Source organism: Herbaspirillum chlorophenolicum, from assembly GCF_001189955.1.
Taxonomy (GTDB): domain Bacteria; phylum Pseudomonadota; class Gammaproteobacteria; order Burkholderiales; family Burkholderiaceae_D; genus Herbaspirillum; species Herbaspirillum chlorophenolicum.
The window spans coordinates 141,995-160,210 of record NZ_LFLT01000007.1; the positions used below are offsets into that span (position 1 = coordinate 141,995).

The window sequence follows — 18,216 nt, forward strand, 5'->3', positions numbered from 1 at the left end:
TCAGCCAGGAATGCGAACTGGGTGGTGCCCGGTTTTCTGCCTTGGGCAAGTGCTGGGCCTTCACGGGAACCCTTTGGAATGAGAGAAAAACGCAGCCCCGCCCACGAAGAACGCGAGTGGGGCTGCAAGTTGTGAACAATAGAAAGCCGGCGGCGCTAGGCCGGCGATGGCGTGGAAATCAGGCGGTGACCAATTGCCGGGCCAGTGCGACCTCGACGGAATCACCGTCCTGATTCAGAACATCCAGCCCCGATTCGGGCACGTCGCCCGAGGTGGACTGCGAGACCATGATCTTCTTGGCCATCAGTTCCAGGCAGGTCATCTGCGAGGAACCGGCATAGCCGAGGTAGATCACGCGCACGGGCTGTTTCTGCCCGATGCGCCAGGAGCGGCGTGCTGCCTGTTGGAGCGAGTACACGTTGTAGCCACTTTGCATGAACACAATCGTCGGGAACTCCAACAAATCCAGTCCCGTCTTGACCAGCTCGGGATTGGTGACGAGCACGTCGATGCCACGGTCCAGTTGCTCGGCGATCCAGTCTTCTCGGCGGCTGGCATCCACGCTTGCGCGCAGTACCGCCACCTTGAAGCCTTCCTGCTCCAGCAGCCCCTTCAGGCGCGACGTGGTGTCGCGCGTGCCGGTATAGACCGTGTAGGCCAGAACCTTGCGGCCCTGTTCCTTCTCCGCTTTGCAGATATCGATCAGCTCACGCTCCTTGGGGCTGATCTCGAACTCATTGAACTGAGCCGGGACAAACGCCAAGGTGTTGCGCGTGCGCGGATGCACCACGGTCTCCGACCGGAAGCAGCAATCCGGCCAAGCCAGCAGCACGTTGAGCACCACCCCCAGCAAGGTCGTATCGCGTCGCGCCAGAGCCTGTTTCAGCTCTGCGGTCAGCCGACCCGCCAAATCGCGGTAGGCCGCAGCTTGCGCCACGTCCATCTGGACTTCACGAAACTCCTCGTCATACGGCGGCAGGACGTTGCCACCGATGTCCTTGAGCTTGAGAAAGATCGTGAACGGCAGGATGCAGCGCAAGACGCCTTTCGGGCCGAAGCCGGGAGCCTTGACCGTGCGCACCGATACCTTGGTGCCCTTGGCCGTCTTGTGCGCCGTGCCGGCGCTCTCGGAGTAGATGTCCTTGAGGACGCCGTGATCGCGCATGAACGCCATCGCAGCCGAGGTCATGCTGCCGCTCGTGGTCGGGCGGTAGCCGTCTTCGATCATCCGTCCTGGCAGTGCCCGGAACAGCAGGTAGAACAGATCATCGCCGTAGCCGCCCATTAGCGTGCCGGTCAGCAGCAAGGTCTTGCGAGCCTTCGCCGCCAGCACGCCCATGGCCTGGCCCTGGGCACTGCCACCGTTCTTGTACTCGTGCGCCTCGTCGGCGATGAGCAGGTCGAACGTGCCTTGCGGCAGGTAGCGTTTGATGAACTCGGACGGTTGGTAGCCGCCCTCGCCAAAGCCAAACTCCATGTTGGCCATCGCACGTTCCATGCGCGTGGCCTGACGGTCGGAAAACACCAGCTCGCCGTTGCCATCCATGAGGTTGATGAACTCATGGATGTTGTCACCCAGCATCGAGGCCAGGAAGCCGTCACCGAACTTCTGCATCAACTTCTGCGCGGTGACTTCCCCGATGGTCGGGATGCGCTTCAAGGCTTTGAGGACGACCGAGGACTGGTCGCTGCCGGACAGGCTGCGCGGGCGGATCAGCGTCCACAGGGGCGCGGCGCAGTGGCTGCACTTCCTGCGGGACTCCTCGGCTTCGAGCCCGATCGGGTTGACCGGCTCGCCGTCGAGGTCGGTGATGAGCGTGCCGCAGTCCGGGCAGGCCGCCACGTCGCCGTGGCGGGTGCGCCGCTGGGTGAAGACCGGCTTCCAATGGAACCCCATCCGCATCCTGACGCGGCCCAGGATGAAAAACTCCTGGCCCGTGGGCTGCACACCCAACTGCTCGCGCAGCTTGATGAGCTTGACCAGCGTGTCCGGGCCATTGAGCACCCAGACCTTGGCACCAGCCACCGTCTCCTGGATCTCGCGCCGCCACTTGTAGACCAAGTGGGGAGGCGAAAGCACCAGGGTGCGGCGGTAGCCTTCGGCGTTGAGCACGGCGGCCGTGGCGATGCCGACGGTCGTCTTGCCGCAACCCATTTCGCCATTGACGATCGCAGCGCGCTCGCCTTGATCGACCAGCAGCTCGGCGGCGGCATGGACAACTTCGGCCTGGGCCTGGAACAACTTGCGCTTGAGGCTGGCGACGACGAGTTGCCGCTGTGCTTGCGCTTGGCCGGTATAGACCGGCGGGTTGGCGCGGTTGAGAGAGTCGAGCAGTTCGTCGCCGAACTCGCCGACAAAATCCTGAAGGCTCAGGGTGAGAGGGTTGGATTCCGCTTCGAGCAGTTCGCCCTGTACGGGCTCTGCATCGTTGGCGGTGGTGTCGAGATCGAGGGACATGGTGATGCTCCAAAGAAAAATGGGACATGCACCACCCCAGCGGGGCGATGGCATGCCCCGTGGTGGGAAGAGAGACGGCGAACCGTCGGTGGTTGGACAGTGCAGGCGCTCGTGGCCTGCGGTGACAACTCGCGGTCAGTACTCGGACGGCAGCACGATGCGGGTCGCGCTGCGATCTGCTTCGGTGAAGATGCGGATACTCAGGTCACGGGTGACGACGTAAAACGAATCGAGGCGTTCGCCAGACTCCAACGCAGCGTTGTTCTGTTGCCATTGGTAGTCGGCGACGTCGCCCCAGTCGCCACGCATGTGGCGTTCGAAAAACGGCATGGGATCGAGCCGGCCTTCGTTCATCAGGCGTTCGACGCCTTCGCTGAACTCCAGCGCACCGATCTCGAACAGCCGTTTGCGGCGGTGCTTGTCATGTTGGTTGGATGTCATGTGGCTTCCTTCTGAGTAATAGGGGCCATGGCACCCTTGCGGGGTGTCGGTGGCCCCGCGTTGGAGAAGATCAGTACTCGCTGGGCAGCAACAGCGTGGTGACGCTGCGATCCCATTCGGTGATGATCCAAATTTTCAGGCCGGGTGTGACCTCGTAAGAAGAAAACAGACGATCCTCGCCGGACTTCAGCGCGGCATCGTTCTGCCGCCTATCGCTGTCGTCGAGGTCGCCCCAATCGCCGCCGAGGTGACGACGCAGGTAGGGAGTCGGGTTGAGCCGGCCCTGTTGGACCAGGTCATCGACGCCGCAGGTCATGACCACCTGGCCTGGCGAGAAGCGCAGGCTCGGTGTCTGGCTGATGGAAAGTGCTTGGGCTGCCATGGAAGGCTCCTGGATATGGAGGGGCCACGGCACCCCATCGGGGCGACTGGACCCCGGTGGGTGGAAAAATCGACGGCGAACCGTCGGTGGTGGAAACGATCAGCGGATGGTCAACACCTCGCCCCGTGTCGGGGAGCCAGGCGTCATGTCCCACGCGCGGATGACGGGAACGAACTTGTCGGTGAGGATGCGGGTCTCGGCGATCGAGCCGTCTTCGCGTTCGGTGAATTCCCGCTGGAGCGTCTTGTCCTTGTGGGTGTCACCTTTGACGACGAGCACGCGCCCCGTCTTGGATTGCACGACTCCCGAGATCGCGCCTGCGGCCAAAGCCAGGGCGAGATGCCAGTGGGACAAGGCCCGCGCCGGTGGACGCAGCGTCTGCTGCGCGGCCCCCAACTGCGTATCCCGCGACGGCCAGAGGCCTTGCAGCCTGCCAACCTCATCGGCGAACTGCTCCGGCTCCATCGTCACGCGGAAGAAATGCCCCGGCTCCGCCGGGCTGGCGGGGACGATGTACGGCAGGAACGGCCATTCGCTCGGCAGTTCCTCAGCTTCGACTTCGCCAAGCCCAACCTGCAGCAGCAGATTGCGCACGGCCTTGACGCCATCGGGCGTCTGCTCGCGCTGGCGCACCCGGCGTCCGAAGATCACCACCTGCTTGAACTGCGTTTCCACCGCTCGGTAGATCCGCAGGTCGGTGTAGTGGCGCGTCAGCCAGCCGACCAGCTCCGCGTCGAGCACGTAGCCGGGGACGATGAAGACCAGCACGCCGCCGTACTGCAACAGGGGCAGCGTGCGTTGGTAGAACAGTTTTTCGAGGCGGGCACGGCCCTGACCCTGATAGCCAATGTTGCCGTTGACGTCCTTGGACAGGTCGCCATACGGCGGATTGAGCCAGAGCAGCCCAAAGGACTGTTTGGAGATCATCGTGTCCATCAGGTCCGCGTGCAGGCAGTGATCGACCAGGCTGCGGGCATGGCGCGCCCGCTCTGCGTCGAACTCGACGGCGAACGCCTTGGCCTGCTCGCGCCCGAGGGCATGAGCCGCTTCGGCAATCGCCACGCCTTCGCCGGCGCAGGGATCGAGGATGCACATCGGCCCATTGGATTCAGGCGCACTGGGCATCAGTGCATTGAGGGCTCTTTCGAGCGTTGGTTCGTCGGTCGGGAAGTACCCGTTCTTCACGAAATTGCGGGCGAGCCGCGGGAACATGAGAGCCATGGAAGTCTCCTGGTTGGCGGGGATGAATGGCGCAGGTGGGCCTTGGCGTGCCTGCGCAGGTGGTTCAAGCCGCTACCGTTTCCGGCGTCCAAATCTTGGCCGGATAGGGATAGGCGGTGAGCACGTCACTGCGGATCAGCGAGCCGAGCGCCTGGGTCAGCGCCGGCACGTCGATGGCGAGCCGATGGCCCACCAAAGGCCCGAGGGCAAACGGCAGGCGGGTCAACATCTCGCGGCTTTGCAGCAGTTCCAGCACGGTTTCGCGCCAGTGGTCGAGCAACGGCAGTGGGCAGGTGTCCTGCACCAACGTCCACAGGCGGTCAAGCCGGTGGTCGCTATCGCGGGGCAGCAATGCCAGTGCGCTGGCGTTGGCCTTGTCGGGCTTGACGCAGCGCCGATCGAACAGCCACACGTTGGACAGCGAACCGAACAGCGTTCGCCGGTAGGCGCGGGTCATGCGCTTTTCCAGGCGATCGACGTTGCCGACGAACACCGGGACGCTGCCGCCCTGGTCGGTGATGACGTGGAACTGCTCCAGACCCTGCTCGTCGCGCCCGAGGGTCAGGCGAGCCAGGAACTGCTGGACGGCGGTGTCCCGCGCCCAGATCGACAGGAAGATCAGGTTGCCCTGGTCATCGCCGACGCAAGCGTCGGCCATCACGTCCGGGCATTCGTCGATGCGGTACAGCGTGGTGGAAGAAGTGTTTGCGGGCATGGTGGTGTCCTCGGATGAACGGGAACAGCACCGCCCGCAGGGGGCAAGTACTGCCCCTTGGGGTGGAAAAAAGGCGTCCCTGACTCAGACCGTCAGCGCCGTAGCTGGAGCTGTGGCTTCCTTGGATGTGCGCCGCCGCGCGTGGTAGGCGCGAACGCCTGCACGCCAGTCGGCGGATTGCTCCGGTGCGAGGTTCAGATAGGACAGCGGGCACGAGTAGTAGTACGGGTGCATGGATTCGTCCAGTGGCTTATAGCCCCACTGGCCGCCGCTGCGTTCCAGCAGATCGCAGCGGATGGTGCACAGGGACTGGCCCGGTGCGAGATCACGGTGTACGCCTTCGGCCTTGGCCGTCACTTGCACAACAGACCAGAGGACGTTGCCACGCAGCGCGTGGGCGATGACCTTGACGCTGGCGCGCTCGGTCTCTTGCGGTGCGATCAGTTCCGCGATCAGTTCAGACCGCGATTGGGGTGAGAAATACCAGCCCATGAGAGGCCTCCTGGAAAAATTGAGCCAGAAGCCTCCCCGGTGGGGAAGACCCCCGGCGGGTGGATAAAGCACACCGCAGATGCGGTGCCCAGTACTACGCAGGTTGCAGTTCGGCCTGGCGGCTCCACTCCTGCGTCTTGAAGTCCAGCGCGTAGCCCAGTTCGCCCAGGCGGGCGATCTGCGTGCGCAGGGTGCGGCGGTCGATGGTCGAATCCAGTTTCACGGACTCGCCCAGCGGCCAGAGCAAGCTGAACAGCGCGGCGTCGCCATCTTCGGTACTGCCGGGAGAAGTTGCCGCAGCGGGCGTCGGCGCATCCACGCCGAAGGGCGTGGTATCGACCAGCGGGTCCGTGGATGCCTGCACGGGTGCTGGCTTGGCGGGCCTGGAAGTTTTGCTGGGCTTGGCCGGTGTTGCCGGTGTTACTGCAGGCTGTGCGCCCAACTCTTCATCAAGTGGATCGAGGTCCTGGGTGGCGAAGCTGCGTGCCTCGTCACGGCTCAGTTTGTCGATGTCGTAGAGCGTCATTCCGTCCAGGCTGGCGCGGATCTCGAAGCGCATGCCGCCACCGACCGGGTAGGACTTCGGGAAGATATACCTGATGATGAATTCCCCGTCGTACTTGCCTTCGGGGTATTGCTCCAGCTCCGGGTCCTTAACCTCGAACGTACCCAGGTGCGTGGCGAGGCGACCGACTGTGAAGGGGCCGTTCTTGCCTCGGATGGTACGCAGCGTGAGTTGACCGGGGACGATGATGGGCGAAACCGATTGTTCGGGTGCCGATTTGACTGCCATGGCGGTACTCCTGATGATGAATGACGGGCGGTTGGTGGCACCCGGTGGATGAGAGGAAATGGACCTCGCCCGAGATGGGCAAGGTCCACTTGGCATCACGCCTTGAGCTGGCGCATGCCTTCGGCCAGGAGCCACAACGCCCGATTCAGGCGCAGGTTCTGGTCGATGCCTTGCACCGGGCGGGTGCGTTGATTGCGGCCATTGGCCGAGCGTCCATTCAGGCCCCCCTTGACGAGGTTCTCCTGGACGCGGTTGAAGACGGCCCACAGGTCATCCTTGCGGTCGTCCCAGCGCCTGGGCGCGAGCAGTTGACGCTCCGTGACAGGCGTCGGCTTGGCAGGATCGTCGTACTTGAGTGCCAGCGCGGAGTGCGCGAAGATTTCTGCTTCGCCCTCATCAAGGGTGATGGTGCGCATTGCATCGCGCGAGTCCTTCACGCGCTCGAAGCCTTCGAGGACTTCGTAGGCACCTTCGATCACCTGGCTGGCCACATCCCCCTTGTGCGGGACACGGATGTCGGCGGTGGTATCGCCGCAGACCAGGCCGTTGTGGCAGACGAATCTGAACATGCCTGCCAGCATCTGGTAACTGCTCGTGCCGTCGTGGCTGTTGAGCAGGATGATCTCGTTCGCCTCGTCGCCGTTGATCTGGCTGGCATGGCGAAGTCGGATGAGATGCTTGGTGTGCTCGCGCCGATCCTCGTTGCGCACGCGCGTCTGGCACACCATGAAGGGCTCGAAACCCTCCTGGCGCAGCTTGGTGAGCACGGTCGAGGTCGGTATGTAGGCATACCGCTCGGATCGGCTCCCATGAGGAGCGTCGGCGAAGATTGATGGAGCAATGGCGCGAATGCGGTCGTCCGAGAGCGGGCGATCTGAGCGCAGGATCGGAGACTGCGGAGCAAAACGGGATGCCAGAGACATGGCTGTTCTCCTTTGAAAAATGCGACAACCGCGCAGCCGTCTGACCACGCGGAACTCGGGGGAAGAAATGCGCGAGCGCGCTATGCGGATGGAGGACGCTGCAGATGCAGCAAGGAGAAGCGGCAAGGCCCCATGAGGGGCCATGCCGGATCAGAACGAAGCAGCCAATGCCGGCTCCTGCTCCTCGACTTCACCTTCGAGCTTGCACTCGGCGGGCTCAGAAGGCTGATCGGCAGCGGGTTCGGCGTCCTCGGCTTCGGGCGCGGGAACGTCCTGAGCCGGCGGCGAATCGGCTTGCGCGGGGCTCGTCGGATAGACCTTGGTGCCGTCGATCTTGATCAGGCCGATGTGGATCAGTGTCGAATCCAGGCTCGCGGCCGGTTCCCCAGCGCGCTCACCCTTGGTGCGGATGTACGGATCGATCTTCATGTCGTTGAGACGGAAGGCGATCAGCACCTTGCAGTCCCCTTCGATGGCCTGCACGCACCGGCGAACCAGATGCTCGGCTTCAGGGGTGGTGACGATGGTGTCGAAGTACCGATACTCCGGTTCATCGACAGGCCCGGCCAGCGCGGCGACGGTGCAAGAGAGGAACGGGTCGCCATCTTTGGGCGTGACGTCCTTCGGACGGCTGAGGTAGCCGATGCCGCGGGTGATCAGCTCGTGCTGCCTGATCGAAGCCAGTTCGGCCCGGTCAAGCGGCTCGGCCTTGAGCAGTCGCGCCTTGAGGGACGCGGCGGCTTGGCCTTTCTGCTCGCCCTTGTCGCGGATGTACGCATCGCCCCACAGGTCGCCGAGGCGAAAGCGCACCAGTGGGCGCTGCTTGGGATCGTCAACGCCGATGTAGCGCTCGACCAGCTTCTTGGCCTCGGCACCCGAGACCTTGACGTCGAAATAGCGATAGCTGGGGTCCTTTGCGGAACCGACCAGCGCGGCGATGGTGCATGCCAGGAAAGGCTGCGCACGGCGGCCGCCCCGAACAGGCACTTCACGGACACGCTGGATGTAACCGATGCCCGAGGTGTGGAGGTCGAAATACGATTTCTCGTTGGACGTGGTGTTCATGGTGAATCTCCATAGGGATGAAGCGGAGACACACCGGCCCCACGCTGCGGGGAAAGGTGCGTAACCCCGCGATGGGTTGATAAGGCGAAAGCATCCACCACCAGAGACTGGTGGCCGCCCGCGGATGGATGCGGTGCGAGCTGGCTCGGTCACGCAGTGGGGACTGCGCCGCAACCTCGAAGACCGATGGTTGCCTGGCATGTCGCTGACAACATCAGCAAGCATGGGCTCAGCATGGCCGGGCCTCGCGCGCGAGACAGCCATCAATCGGCATCCGGGCGATTCCCTTTGATGAAATCTCACACGGCAGAAAAAAGGCCCTCCTTCCGAATGGAGGGAGGGCCTGTGGGGGGCATGTCGCCTGGTTCTTTTCGTGGTGTTACGCCGGTACAGCGCGGCGCCGTCGGGACGTCTCCGCGCCGATCACGCTCACATCGATCAGACGCCAGCGCCCGTCGTCGATGAGCCGCTCCAGCACTTCGCCGAGCATGTCGAAATACACCTCGTCGTGCCGATCGACCAACTCGCCGTCGCGGCACAGCTCCACCGCATAGGTATCGCTGCCGCGCTGGTAGAGGATCGTCACCTGGCCGGCGAACTTCGCGGTCGAAACCGTGAAACTGATCGCCGGAGGCGTTTCGATGATCCTGGACGGCTTCGGATCGACCCAGGTGAAGTCGTGGGCGCCCGCATCGACCAGCATATGGGTGATGCGCCGGAACCCGTCGGGCGCCGGCATTTCCTCCAACTGCTCGATGAGCTGACCCAGTTCTATGCACTGCGGCTCGGGAATGGGCAGCTTGGCCGGCGCGGAGCCGAGGATGTGTGTCTTGACGGTGTAGGGAGTGCCGTCGGACATCATTTCGGTGCGCTCTTCTGGCGTGTCCGCACGCAGACCGTCGAAACGACGACGGGCATAGGGTTGGACATGCACCTTGGTGCCCTCGCTGGGAACGGTGGTCACCAGGTTGGGATCGAGTACCGCGAACTCGCTGGGCTTGAGCTTGACGACGATGGCGTCCTCGCTGGCTGCGACCACCTTGCCGTCGAAGGGCTGGGGATCGATGACAAAGCCCAGTGTCGAGGACTGTGGCTGATCATCGAACACGCGGTACTTGAACGACCGCACGTTGCGGGGCACATGGCCTGCGACCAGCGAAGGCATCAGAGTCTTGATAAGAGAGCGATCCATGTGAATCTCCTTGAGGAAGAACAAGGGATTCCCCGCCCGCAAGGGAGAGGTCCCTTGTGGGTGAATGGGCGCGATGCGTCCGTAGGAAGAAACAACCAGCACGGTTTCCCGCGCTTGCAGCCTTGAAGGGCTTGGCTGCCTGGGCATGTGTCGGCAACGCCGACGAACATGGGGCAAGGATGGCCCTGGAGTGAGCCGCCTGCGCTCAGGAAACCGCACCGCGCCGCACCCGCTTTCCTGCGCCGCGACAAGAAAAGGCCCCTCGAAAGGGGCTGGGTGGTCAGGCTTGGTACACGAAGTAGTGTTCGCGCTGACGTGGAAAGAACACATGCTTCCACGTGTCGCCGCCGGTGTTGCCACCGTCGAAGACGACCATTTCGTAGGCATTAATGTCGGTGTCTGCCAGATCGGCGCTGGCGATATGGCGCATGTGCAGCATGCCGCTCAAGCGCTCGAATACCAGGATCTGGCCGATGGCGTCGTCCTGGCCCATGGCGTTGACGCAGGCTCCAAGCTGATGCTCGAAGTCGCGTGCGGGCGAGATGAGGTCGGGGAACATAAAGTGCTCCTATGAAATTGGACCAGCCCGGCTCCCAGAAAGGAGACGGGCTGGTATGGAGGACAAAGAGGAAGGTGGGCGCGTGGTGTGTTTGCTAGGGCTCGGCCAGCGGCAGGCCCAGCAACACGGGCGCGTCAGCGTCGAGGATGAGGATGCGCACATCGGCCTGGCCAGCCAGTTCCAGGATGTTCGCCAGGTCGTCTGGCATGCCCTTGCTGCGGTGCTCCTGCCGAAGCTGCTCGGCGGTGATGCCCTCGGCGTACTCCAGGTTCTTGTCCGTCCAGGGCGTGGAGATCAGCTTGACGCCGATCGCCGGGCTGTACGGAACCCGAAAGGCGATGAACAAAAAGGCCTCCGGCGTGGCAAGGTCCGCCAGATTGGCGAGGTACTGGCCGGTTTCCTGGCTGATGTGCGTGCTGCTGATCTCCCAGCATCGGCTGTAGTAGCCGGTCTCGAAACTCAGGCGCTGCACGACTTCCCGCGCGGCCTCGACCGAATAGCTGTCACCGACGTGGATCAGGCGACCGTCGAAGTCCTCGCCATGAATGGCATAAACCACGACACCGATCACGCCTTCGCCGTTAACGCCTTCATCGGCATCGCAGTCGGCCAGCACCTCGGCACTCACAGGTTCAGAGCCGTTCGTGACCACCGCGAAATCGCTGGTGACGATGCAAGAGGATGCAATCAGTTCCTCGTCGGAAAGGTGCTGCTGGCTCGGGTGGATGTTTCGCCAGACATGCGGGCTTCCGTCCTCGTAGCTGATGGACAGCGTGCGGACGATTTTTAAATTCCAGTAGCCGCGAACAAAGGGATTGGGATTCTGAGACATGGGAACGCTCCAGATTGAATAATGGAGCCAATTCCCGCCACCGGGAATTGGACCCGGTGGGTTGAAAGGGGAAAATGCGTCAGGCAGAGGTGATCGTTGGCTTTGATTCAGCCTTACGCTGGGCAGCGGAAAGGAAATTGAGGGATATGACCGTGTAGGCGCATGTCCCTTTTGGGGAACGAAAAAACGGTGGTGTGCCGGAGGCCGGCTCACCAGCCGCTGTAGTTCAGCATCAAGTCGGCAATGACCTTGCGGCGTTCCAGGTCGAGACCGTCGAAGTCCGACAGCCCGTGGAAGTGGCAGCGTTTGAGCATGGCACCGCCCTCGTGCGCGTTGTAGAAGCTGACCATGGCGGACAGGAACATGCGTTGCCCGCTGCTCAGGACACCGAGGGCATCGTTGAGCCGCAGCATGTTGGGACGCAGATCCCACTTGCTTTTGGCCTGGTTCAGGCCGTCACGGGTGCCGTCGCCGAACCATTCGGGGCCAGCGATCTCGGCACCACGCTTCCATGCCTCGAAGAAGGCTTGGGGCGCGGCAGCGAAATGCTGCTCTTCCCGCATGATCTGATCGACGACTTCCTGCGGCAGCAGTTGATTCATGGCGTGATTCCTCCAGTTGGATCAGGGAATGGCGAGCTGGGACCAGCCGCCTCTTTCGAGGGCACGTTGAGCCGCCGCATGGCTGCGGAAGTACTCGTGCGATTCCCGCGAAACGGGACCTTCGGTATCGCGCGTGCCGATGTAGTGGCCGGCGGCGCTTTGCAGGACTTCGAGCGGCAGGAACTTGCCGCAATAGGTCAAGGCCAACTGGCCGAAAGAGGCTTTGTGGGACATGGGTAGGCTCCTTGGAAAAGCGAGGCCTTGTCCCTCACGGGATGGCAGCTCCCGCACGCGGTGGATAAAAAGCATCGGCGTCACGGGGACGCGCGTCCGCAGACTTGATGCGATACGGACTGGCGGGTTACGCGGGAAGAACCCGCGGCAGCCTGGAACCCATGGCTGCTGGGATGTGCTGACGAATCAGCGAACATGCGGGCAGCTTCATGCGGGGGCCGCGCTGCGTCAGTTGGAAAACGGCATTCGGCCCAGCCCGGATTGATGGGCGCGGAGAAAGGAAACCCGCATCGAGTGCGGGCTGTCAGGGTGGTGCGTGGGTGCGTTGGCTCACTCGGGCGTGTCGCCCAGGACATGCTGCTTCCACAGGGCGAATGCCTCGTCCTGTCCCAGTTCGGCCAGAACCACAATGGGCTGCTTCTGCCGCGCACGCAGCGAAGCGAAATACGCCTTGCGGTCGGCGATGGCCTTGAGCTTGATGCCCTTGAGAAACAACAGCTTGCCGTTCTTGATGAACAGCACCTTGTTGCCGATGTCGCGGTTGAACGCGGTGCGCAGCTTGCGCTCGGCGTGCATGGCATCGGCCAGTTGATCGACCAGGAAGTCGAGCGTGATGTCGATGAGCAGCGCCTCTTCGTCTTCTCGTTCGATGTTGAGCGAGGTCGGCGGCAAGCTCTTGGCGAATTCCTCGGCCTGTGTCAGCAACGCGGCCTGGCCCTGCAGCGCGCGCATGAACGTCGAGCCACCGTGGCCCTCGTTGTGGGCCTCGGCAATTGGAGTGCCGTCGAACACGACGGTAGCGCTGAAGCACAGCGTTTCCTCGTTGGCGAAGTCGGCTACTTTGAGGTTCTTCAGCGTGATGCGGTCTTGCTTGGTGATAGTTTCCATGGGAAGTCCTGAAATCGACCGGGTGGCGACACGCCCTTGACGGGACGTGGCGACCATCCCGTGGGTTTGAGAAGGGAGGCATCGATACCCCGGCGGGCAGCGTTCGCCGGTGAGATGCCGTGGCGAACTGGCGGGTGGCGTGGGCGAAACCCACGGCAGCCTTGACACCCTGGCTGCGGGCTGCTGCCGATACGTCGGCAATGCAGGAGGGAGAATGGAGCGGCCCGCAGGCTGCGTCGTCGATCAATCCGAAGCGGTCGAGCCCGTCTTGTGCAGGCACTGCACAAGACGGCCGCTCAGCCATGCCATGCACGGAACGGCCATGGAGTTGCCAATGGCCTTGTAGCGCGGGGCGTCTGCGGCAGGCTTGCCGCGGTACGGGACCAGCGTGTAGTTGTCGGGCATGCCTTGCAGTCGCTCGCACTCCACCGGCATCAGCTGCCGCACGCGCCACTGCGACCAGTCCCCCGGGGTGGGGTCATTCCAGTCGTAGCGGAAATGCGCTTCGTAGTCGGGCGCCAGTGCATACCCCTTGTCCCCGCCGCCCGGTTCAGCCACCAGACCGTGCTGACGCCCAGGCAAGGCAAGGAAAGGCAGGCCACCATAGGCACGCCATAGCCCGGCTTGCCGCTGGACAGCATGGTGCAAGTCACCTGTCCATGGCCCGACTTGAAGCGCACCTCGCCGCGATTGTTCTGCGCGAAGGCAATGGCAGGCACCACGCCCGCATTTGCATGGCTATTGCGATGCCCGCCCGCGCGCAGCGTCGGAGCCCGCTCCATCGTTGCATCCGCTCCTCATCCCTGGGCGGTGAACGCGATGATCGGGACACCCTTGCCCGTGCCGTCCTCGCTGCTGCCCTTGCCGCCATTGGCGGTGCTGAGGGGGTGGCTGATGCCGCCAGCGACCGTCTGCACCATGAACGTCTCAGTGTGGATGTCGTGCTTCGGATCCGCCGCCATCAGGCATGATGGCCACATCAACGGGGCCAGTGCCGCCACTGAAGACGAACGTCGTCGTGACCTTGCCGTAAGGCTGCTTCAGTCTGGCATATCCGCCTGCAGCGTCAGGTCCAGCAGCGCAGGCAGCTTCTTGCCACGGCGAGCCGCCCGCAGAAGAATCCCCGAGCAGGCCTGCATGCTCAAAAAATACTTCGGCGGGATCAAGACCATCTCCACCACTTGCCACAAGAAACACACGCTTGCATCCGTGGGCGCATCAATCAGTTTCCTTACGCCTCTTGGTTGGCAGCGCTGCAGGCGGCAATCATTGCCGCGACGACGGGCTGAATTTCGCAGGGCCTACTACATACAATTTATCGCGAGACTCGGCGGTATTGATTCTGTTGTTTCGCAAACCCCTACGTAGCCGTAGCGTGGCAAATTCAGGACCGCTACGACCGCTGTAACCGGCTTAGCTGCGTAGCAAAGTGCGACCATTCATATCCATCTCCTGAACGCCACCCCTTTCAACGTCTTTTGTCCGCTGCCTTGAGCATCCGGTCAGTTGCGACGTGTGAGCGCGCGATGGAGCCGTCCACGTAGCCCTTGGGCACGGCCGGTTTGGGCTTACGCTTGCTCGTGGCCAGCTGCCTGGGGCTGAGCCGGCTGGTCAGGCGCAACAGCCGCTGGAGCAACTGCGCGGGATCGTCGTCTGCGCATGGCAGATGCTCGGGCGGCAGCAGGCGCACCATGGCCTCGTAGCTGCTGGTGATCTCCACCGTCAGGTGGTAGGTGGACACGTCCAGTTCGGGGTGCGTGGCGCGGTGCGCCTGTTCGGTCACCCGCTTGAGCAGCGCCAGCACGTTGTACGCCAGCACCGCCACGGCAAAGCCCAGCAGCGCGGCCCGCGGATGGCCCAGACTCCTGATCTCGCTGTGCAGTACCGATTCGAGCCGTTGGAACATGCCTTCGATGCGCCAGCGCTTGCGGTACAGCCGTGCAATGGTGGCCGCATCAATCTCCTGGAGCAGGTTGCTCCACAGCGCGATGCTGGTGTCGCCCGATTCGGTGGGCGTGTCCAGTTCGATCTCGATGCGCCGCCATGGCTGCTGCACCATCCCTTGGGGCGGCTCGACCAGTTCGATGGGCTGTTCGCGTACCCGCCCCGTCTCGATGGGCGTGTAGCCACCCCACGGACCTTGCGCTGCCAGCTTGGGGTGGCGCATATGCTCTCGCGCACGATGAAGCCGGCGTCGCGCTCGTGCAGGCCTTGCAGGATCGCCTGGGTGCAGAAATGCCGATCCCCGATCCAGGCCTGTCCCGCCTGGGCGCGTTCGATCAGTTCGGCCGCGCCCACGCGCTCGCTCTCGTAGGCATCCTCGCAGGCCACGATGTCGCACACCAGGGCGCTGTCCGGGTCGTAGACCACCAGCGTGTGGCCCGGCAGCGCCGCGCCGCGAAAGCCGCGCAGCGGCGCCAGCCGCTTCTCGCTGGCCGGCAGGTGGTTGCCGTCGAACACCCGCAGCTGCCAGCCCGGCAGGCTCGGCGGCCCGCAAAGACCTGCGGCCACCGGCGCCAGCCGCTGTGCGCTGCCTTGCACCAGCGCGCGCAGCACCGCCGGCTCGGTGCGCTTGACCTTGGCGTACAGCGCCGCCAGCGACACCGGCATCAGCTCGTCCATCTTGCGCGCCGCCGCATGCAGCGATGGGCGCAGGCCCAGTGTGACCAGCGTCATCAGTTCCACCACGGTGGAGAACAGCAACTCGCGCGGGTACTGGCGCTGGCGGTGCTCCTGGAACACCTCGTCGATCCACTGCGCCGGCAGCGCCTTGTCCAGCGCCAGGCGCGCCATCACGCTCGCCGCGCCGGTGTGCTCGAACCTCTCAACAACCGCTTGCCAGATTTTTTGCTCCTGTTTTCTTCTCAGGCGGGAGCTTACGGGTAATTCTGCTCAAAGACGTTGAAAGGGGTGCTCCTGAACGCCCGTGATGCCCTCGACAGGGACAGAACGAAGGAGCCGATCAACCCGAGCGCCGCGATACCCAAATGCTCGCTGAGCAACGCGCCGGTGGTCGTGCCGACCAAGACGACGGCCAGGATCGGCAGGTGGCAAGGGCAGCTCAACACAGCCAACCCGGCCCACAGGTAGCCGGTGATAGGCTTGCGCTCCGGGCCTTCATGGCAACGCCTCTTCCTGCCGGGCAACCTCGGTTCGCAACGCGCTCAACTGCGCCTCCAGGCCCGCCAGTGCCCGGCGTCTCTGTTCAACTAGCTGGCGTAACTCGGCTAACCACGCCGACGCTTCACCGGCATCCGGCGCGTCCAGCGCCCGGCACGGCCGGGTCAGCAGGTCCAGGCCGATCCCCGCCTCGAAGGCAGCCCGCACGAAGCACAGCTGCTGCAAGGAGGCCATAGCCGCCTGGGGTGCACGCCACCGGCCTCAGCAATCCGCGCAGCAGGTAGTCGCGCACGATATGCACGCTCACCCCGGCATCAAGGGCCAGCCGGGACACCGTGTAGGCGTTCATTGAAGAACACCTCCTTTTCTCAACCGGCGCAGCAGGAAAGCTGCTTCACATCCTTGTTGAAGGTCTGCGCCGCGAGCTTCAGCCCCTCGACCATCGTCAGGTAGGGGAACAATTGGTCGGCAAGTTCCTGCACCGTCATGCGGTTGCGAATTGCCAGGGCCGCCGTCTGGATTAGTTCGCCGGCTTCCGGCGCGACCGCCTGCACGCCGATCAATCGCCCGCTGCTGGCATCGGCCACCAGCTTGATGAAGCCGCGTGTGTCGAAGTTAGCAAGCGCGCGCGGCACGTTGTCCAAGGTCAAGGTGCGACTGTCGGTCTCGATCCCGTCGTGATGCGCTTCCGCTTCGCTGTAGCCCACGGTCGCCACTTGCGGATCGGTGAACACCACGGCCGGCATTGCGGTCAGGTCGAGCACTGCGTCGCCACCGGTCATGTTGATCGCGGCGCGCGTGCCGGCCGCTGCCGCCACATAGACGAATTGCGGCTGGTCGGTGCAGTCGCCGGCCGCGTAAATGTTCGGGTTGCTCGTCCGCATGCCCTTGTCGATGACGATGGCACCTTGCGCATTGACAGTGACCCCTGCCGCATCCAGCGCGAGGCTGCGCGTGTTCGGTGCCCGACCGGTGGCGATCAGCAGTTTGTCGGCGCGCAATTCACCGTGTCCGGTGGTCAGCACGAATTCGCCGCCCACATGGGCGACCTGGCTGGCTTGCGTGTGCTCCAGCACCTCGATGCCCTCGGCACGGAAAGCGACTGTCACGGCCTCGCCGATGGCCGGGTCTTCCCGGAAGAACAAGGTGCTGCGCGCCAGGATCGTCACCTGGCTGCCCAGCCGGGCAAAGGCTTGCGCCAGTTCCAGCGCCACCACCGACGAGCCGATCACGGCCAGGCGTTCGGGAATGGTGTCGCTGACCAGGGCCTCGGTCGAAGTCCAGTAGGGCGACTCTTGCAAGCCTGGAATTGGCGGCACGGCCGGACTGGCACCCGAGGCGACCAGGCAGCGGTCGAACATCACGACGCGCTCGCTGCCGTCGTTTAAACGGACAGCCAGGCTCTGGCCGTCCTTGAAACGCGCTTCACCGTGCAACACGGTGATGTCCGGGTTGCCGTCCAGGATGCCTTCGTATTTGGCGTGGCGCAGTTCATCGACGCGGGCTTGCTGCTGGGTCAGTAGTTTGCTGCGATCAATCGCAGGCACGGTCGTCGCGATGCCGATGTCGAACGGGCTTTCCCGACGCAGATGGGCGATGTGGGCGGCGCGGATCATGATCTTGGACGGCACGCAGCCGACGTTGACGCAGGTGCCGCCTATGGTGCCGCGCTCAATCAGCGTGACGTGCGCGCCTTGCTCGACGGCTTTCAGTGCTGCTGCCATCGCGGCTCCACCGCTGCCGATCACGGCTACCTGCAACGGGCGTTCGTTGCCACTGTGCTTATCGGCGGCCCCCATCCAGCCGCGCACCTTGTCGCGCAATCCAGTGCGCTTGTCCGTCGGTGGCGCATCGGCAAGCGTTGCCTTGTAGCCCAGTCCGGCCACGGCGACAGTCAGCGCATCCGGTGACGTGCCCGCCTCGATGGCGAGTTGCGCTATGCCCTTCGGATAGGACACCAGCGCCGACTGCACGCCGGGCACTTTCTCCAGCGCTTCCTTGACGTGCGCCGCGCACGAGTCGCAACTCATGCCGGTGATTTTTAGATGGGTCATGCGACAGATCCTTTATCGTTTGTGGCATTAGGCGATGGCGTCAGATGTGCTGCGGTGCCGTTTTCAGTGGCTCACTGCTTGACGCTGGACGGAAAGCCCCCGTCCTCGGTTGCCTTGGTCAGCTTCTGCACGCTGGTCTTGGCATCATCGAAGGTGACGACCGCTTCGCGTTTCTCGAAGGTCACGTCAACTTTACTGACGCCTTCGACCTTGGAAATCGCCTTCTTGACGATGATCGGGCAGGT

The 18,216-nt window shown here is 63.6% G+C and carries 21 protein-coding genes and 2 pseudogenes; all 23 read right to left on the reverse strand.

Annotated features, from left to right (window positions below):
• Positions 1 to 178 precede the first annotated feature (178 nt).
• Positions 179 to 2,458 carry a helicase-related protein gene (locus AKL28_RS07015; protein WP_050467392.1) on the reverse strand — a complete coding sequence of 760 codons (2,280 nt, stop codon included), beginning with the start codon at positions 2,456 to 2,458 and terminating at the stop codon, positions 179 to 181.
• A 135-nt stretch (positions 2,459 to 2,593) separates the two neighbouring features.
• Positions 2,594 to 2,899 carry a hypothetical protein gene (locus AKL28_RS07020; RefSeq protein WP_008266046.1) on the reverse strand — a complete coding sequence of 102 codons (306 nt, stop codon included), beginning with the start codon at positions 2,897 to 2,899 and terminating at the stop codon, positions 2,594 to 2,596.
• Positions 2,900 to 2,969: 70 nt separating this feature from the next.
• Positions 2,970 to 3,281: a hypothetical protein gene (locus AKL28_RS07025; RefSeq protein WP_050467393.1), complete on the reverse strand. Its 312-nt coding sequence runs from the start codon at positions 3,279 to 3,281 to the stop codon at positions 2,970 to 2,972.
• Positions 3,282 to 3,380: 99 nt separating this feature from the next.
• Positions 3,381 to 4,526: a DUF6094 domain-containing protein gene (locus tag AKL28_RS07030; RefSeq protein WP_223717301.1), complete on the reverse strand. Its 1,146-nt coding sequence runs from the start codon at positions 4,524 to 4,526 to the stop codon at positions 3,381 to 3,383.
• Positions 4,527 to 4,566: 40 nt separating this feature from the next.
• Positions 4,567 to 5,217, reverse strand: coding sequence for a hypothetical protein (locus AKL28_RS07035; RefSeq protein WP_050467394.1), 651 nt, complete (start codon positions 5,215 to 5,217; stop codon positions 4,567 to 4,569).
• 84 nt (positions 5,218 to 5,301) lie between these two features.
• Complete coding sequence (locus AKL28_RS07040; protein ID WP_012205969.1) at positions 5,302 to 5,709, reverse strand: hypothetical protein; 408 nt, start codon at positions 5,707 to 5,709, stop codon at positions 5,302 to 5,304.
• Between the two features lie 94 nt (positions 5,710 to 5,803).
• Entirely contained in the window at positions 5,804 to 6,502 is a 699-nt protein-coding gene (locus tag AKL28_RS07045; protein WP_050467395.1) for a DUF3275 family protein, read from the reverse strand.
• A 95-nt stretch (positions 6,503 to 6,597) separates the two neighbouring features.
• Positions 6,598 to 7,425 carry a DUF932 domain-containing protein gene (locus AKL28_RS07050; RefSeq protein ID WP_050467396.1) on the reverse strand — a complete coding sequence of 276 codons (828 nt, stop codon included), beginning with the start codon at positions 7,423 to 7,425 and terminating at the stop codon, positions 6,598 to 6,600.
• 150 nt (positions 7,426 to 7,575) lie between these two features.
• On the reverse strand, positions 7,576 to 8,490 hold the full coding sequence (locus AKL28_RS07055; protein WP_050467397.1) for a DUF3577 domain-containing protein: 915 nt from the start codon (positions 8,488 to 8,490) through the stop codon (positions 7,576 to 7,578).
• 379 nt (positions 8,491 to 8,869) lie between these two features.
• Positions 8,870 to 9,682 (reverse strand): hypothetical protein, encoded by an 813-nt coding sequence (locus AKL28_RS07060; protein ID WP_050467398.1) that lies wholly within the window; start codon positions 9,680 to 9,682, stop codon positions 8,870 to 8,872.
• A 280-nt stretch (positions 9,683 to 9,962) separates the two neighbouring features.
• Positions 9,963 to 10,241: a hypothetical protein gene (locus tag AKL28_RS07065; RefSeq protein WP_050467399.1), complete on the reverse strand. Its 279-nt coding sequence runs from the start codon at positions 10,239 to 10,241 to the stop codon at positions 9,963 to 9,965.
• A gap of 94 nt (positions 10,242 to 10,335) precedes the next feature.
• Positions 10,336 to 11,073, reverse strand: coding sequence for a DUF5983 family protein (locus AKL28_RS07070; RefSeq protein ID WP_050467400.1), 738 nt, complete (start codon positions 11,071 to 11,073; stop codon positions 10,336 to 10,338).
• Between the two features lie 209 nt (positions 11,074 to 11,282).
• On the reverse strand, positions 11,283 to 11,675 hold the full coding sequence (locus AKL28_RS07075; RefSeq protein ID WP_012205962.1) for a hypothetical protein: 393 nt from the start codon (positions 11,673 to 11,675) through the stop codon (positions 11,283 to 11,285).
• Between the two features lie 21 nt (positions 11,676 to 11,696).
• Positions 11,697 to 11,909, reverse strand: coding sequence for a hypothetical protein (locus AKL28_RS07080; protein ID WP_003158617.1), 213 nt, complete (start codon positions 11,907 to 11,909; stop codon positions 11,697 to 11,699).
• A 330-nt stretch (positions 11,910 to 12,239) separates the two neighbouring features.
• Positions 12,240 to 12,797, reverse strand: coding sequence for a hypothetical protein (locus tag AKL28_RS07085; RefSeq protein ID WP_050467401.1), 558 nt, complete (start codon positions 12,795 to 12,797; stop codon positions 12,240 to 12,242).
• A 243-nt stretch (positions 12,798 to 13,040) separates the two neighbouring features.
• Positions 13,041 to 13,445, reverse strand: coding sequence for a DNA cytosine methyltransferase (locus AKL28_RS25435; RefSeq protein WP_439950939.1), 405 nt, complete (start codon positions 13,443 to 13,445; stop codon positions 13,041 to 13,043).
• Between the two features lie 149 nt (positions 13,446 to 13,594).
• Entirely contained in the window at positions 13,595 to 13,717 is a 123-nt protein-coding gene (locus AKL28_RS25440) for a hypothetical protein (RefSeq protein ID WP_439950940.1), read from the reverse strand.
• Positions 13,718 to 13,837: 120 nt separating this feature from the next.
• Positions 13,838 to 13,963 (reverse strand): hypothetical protein, encoded by a 126-nt coding sequence (locus AKL28_RS25445; RefSeq protein WP_439950941.1) that lies wholly within the window; start codon positions 13,961 to 13,963, stop codon positions 13,838 to 13,840.
• A 302-nt stretch (positions 13,964 to 14,265) separates the two neighbouring features.
• Positions 14,266 to 15,590 (reverse strand): annotated as a pseudogene (locus AKL28_RS07095) (IS4 family transposase).
• Positions 15,591 to 15,673: 83 nt separating this feature from the next.
• Positions 15,674 to 15,943 carry a broad-spectrum mercury transporter MerE gene (gene merE, locus AKL28_RS23850; protein ID WP_082221397.1) on the reverse strand — a complete coding sequence of 90 codons (270 nt, stop codon included), beginning with the start codon at positions 15,941 to 15,943 and terminating at the stop codon, positions 15,674 to 15,676.
• Positions 15,915 to 16,266: pseudogene (gene merD / locus AKL28_RS07105) on the reverse strand (mercury resistance co-regulator MerD). The gene merE and the pseudogene merD overlap by 29 nt, the downstream one beginning before the upstream one ends.
• Before the next feature lie 19 nt (positions 16,267 to 16,285).
• Entirely contained in the window at positions 16,286 to 17,971 is a 1,686-nt protein-coding gene (merA, locus tag AKL28_RS07110) for a mercury(II) reductase (RefSeq protein ID WP_050467403.1), read from the reverse strand.
• Positions 17,972 to 18,042: 71 nt separating this feature from the next.
• Positions 18,043 to 18,216: cation transporter (locus AKL28_RS07115; RefSeq protein WP_174525394.1), on the reverse strand; the 174-nt coding region annotated here is incomplete at its 5' end.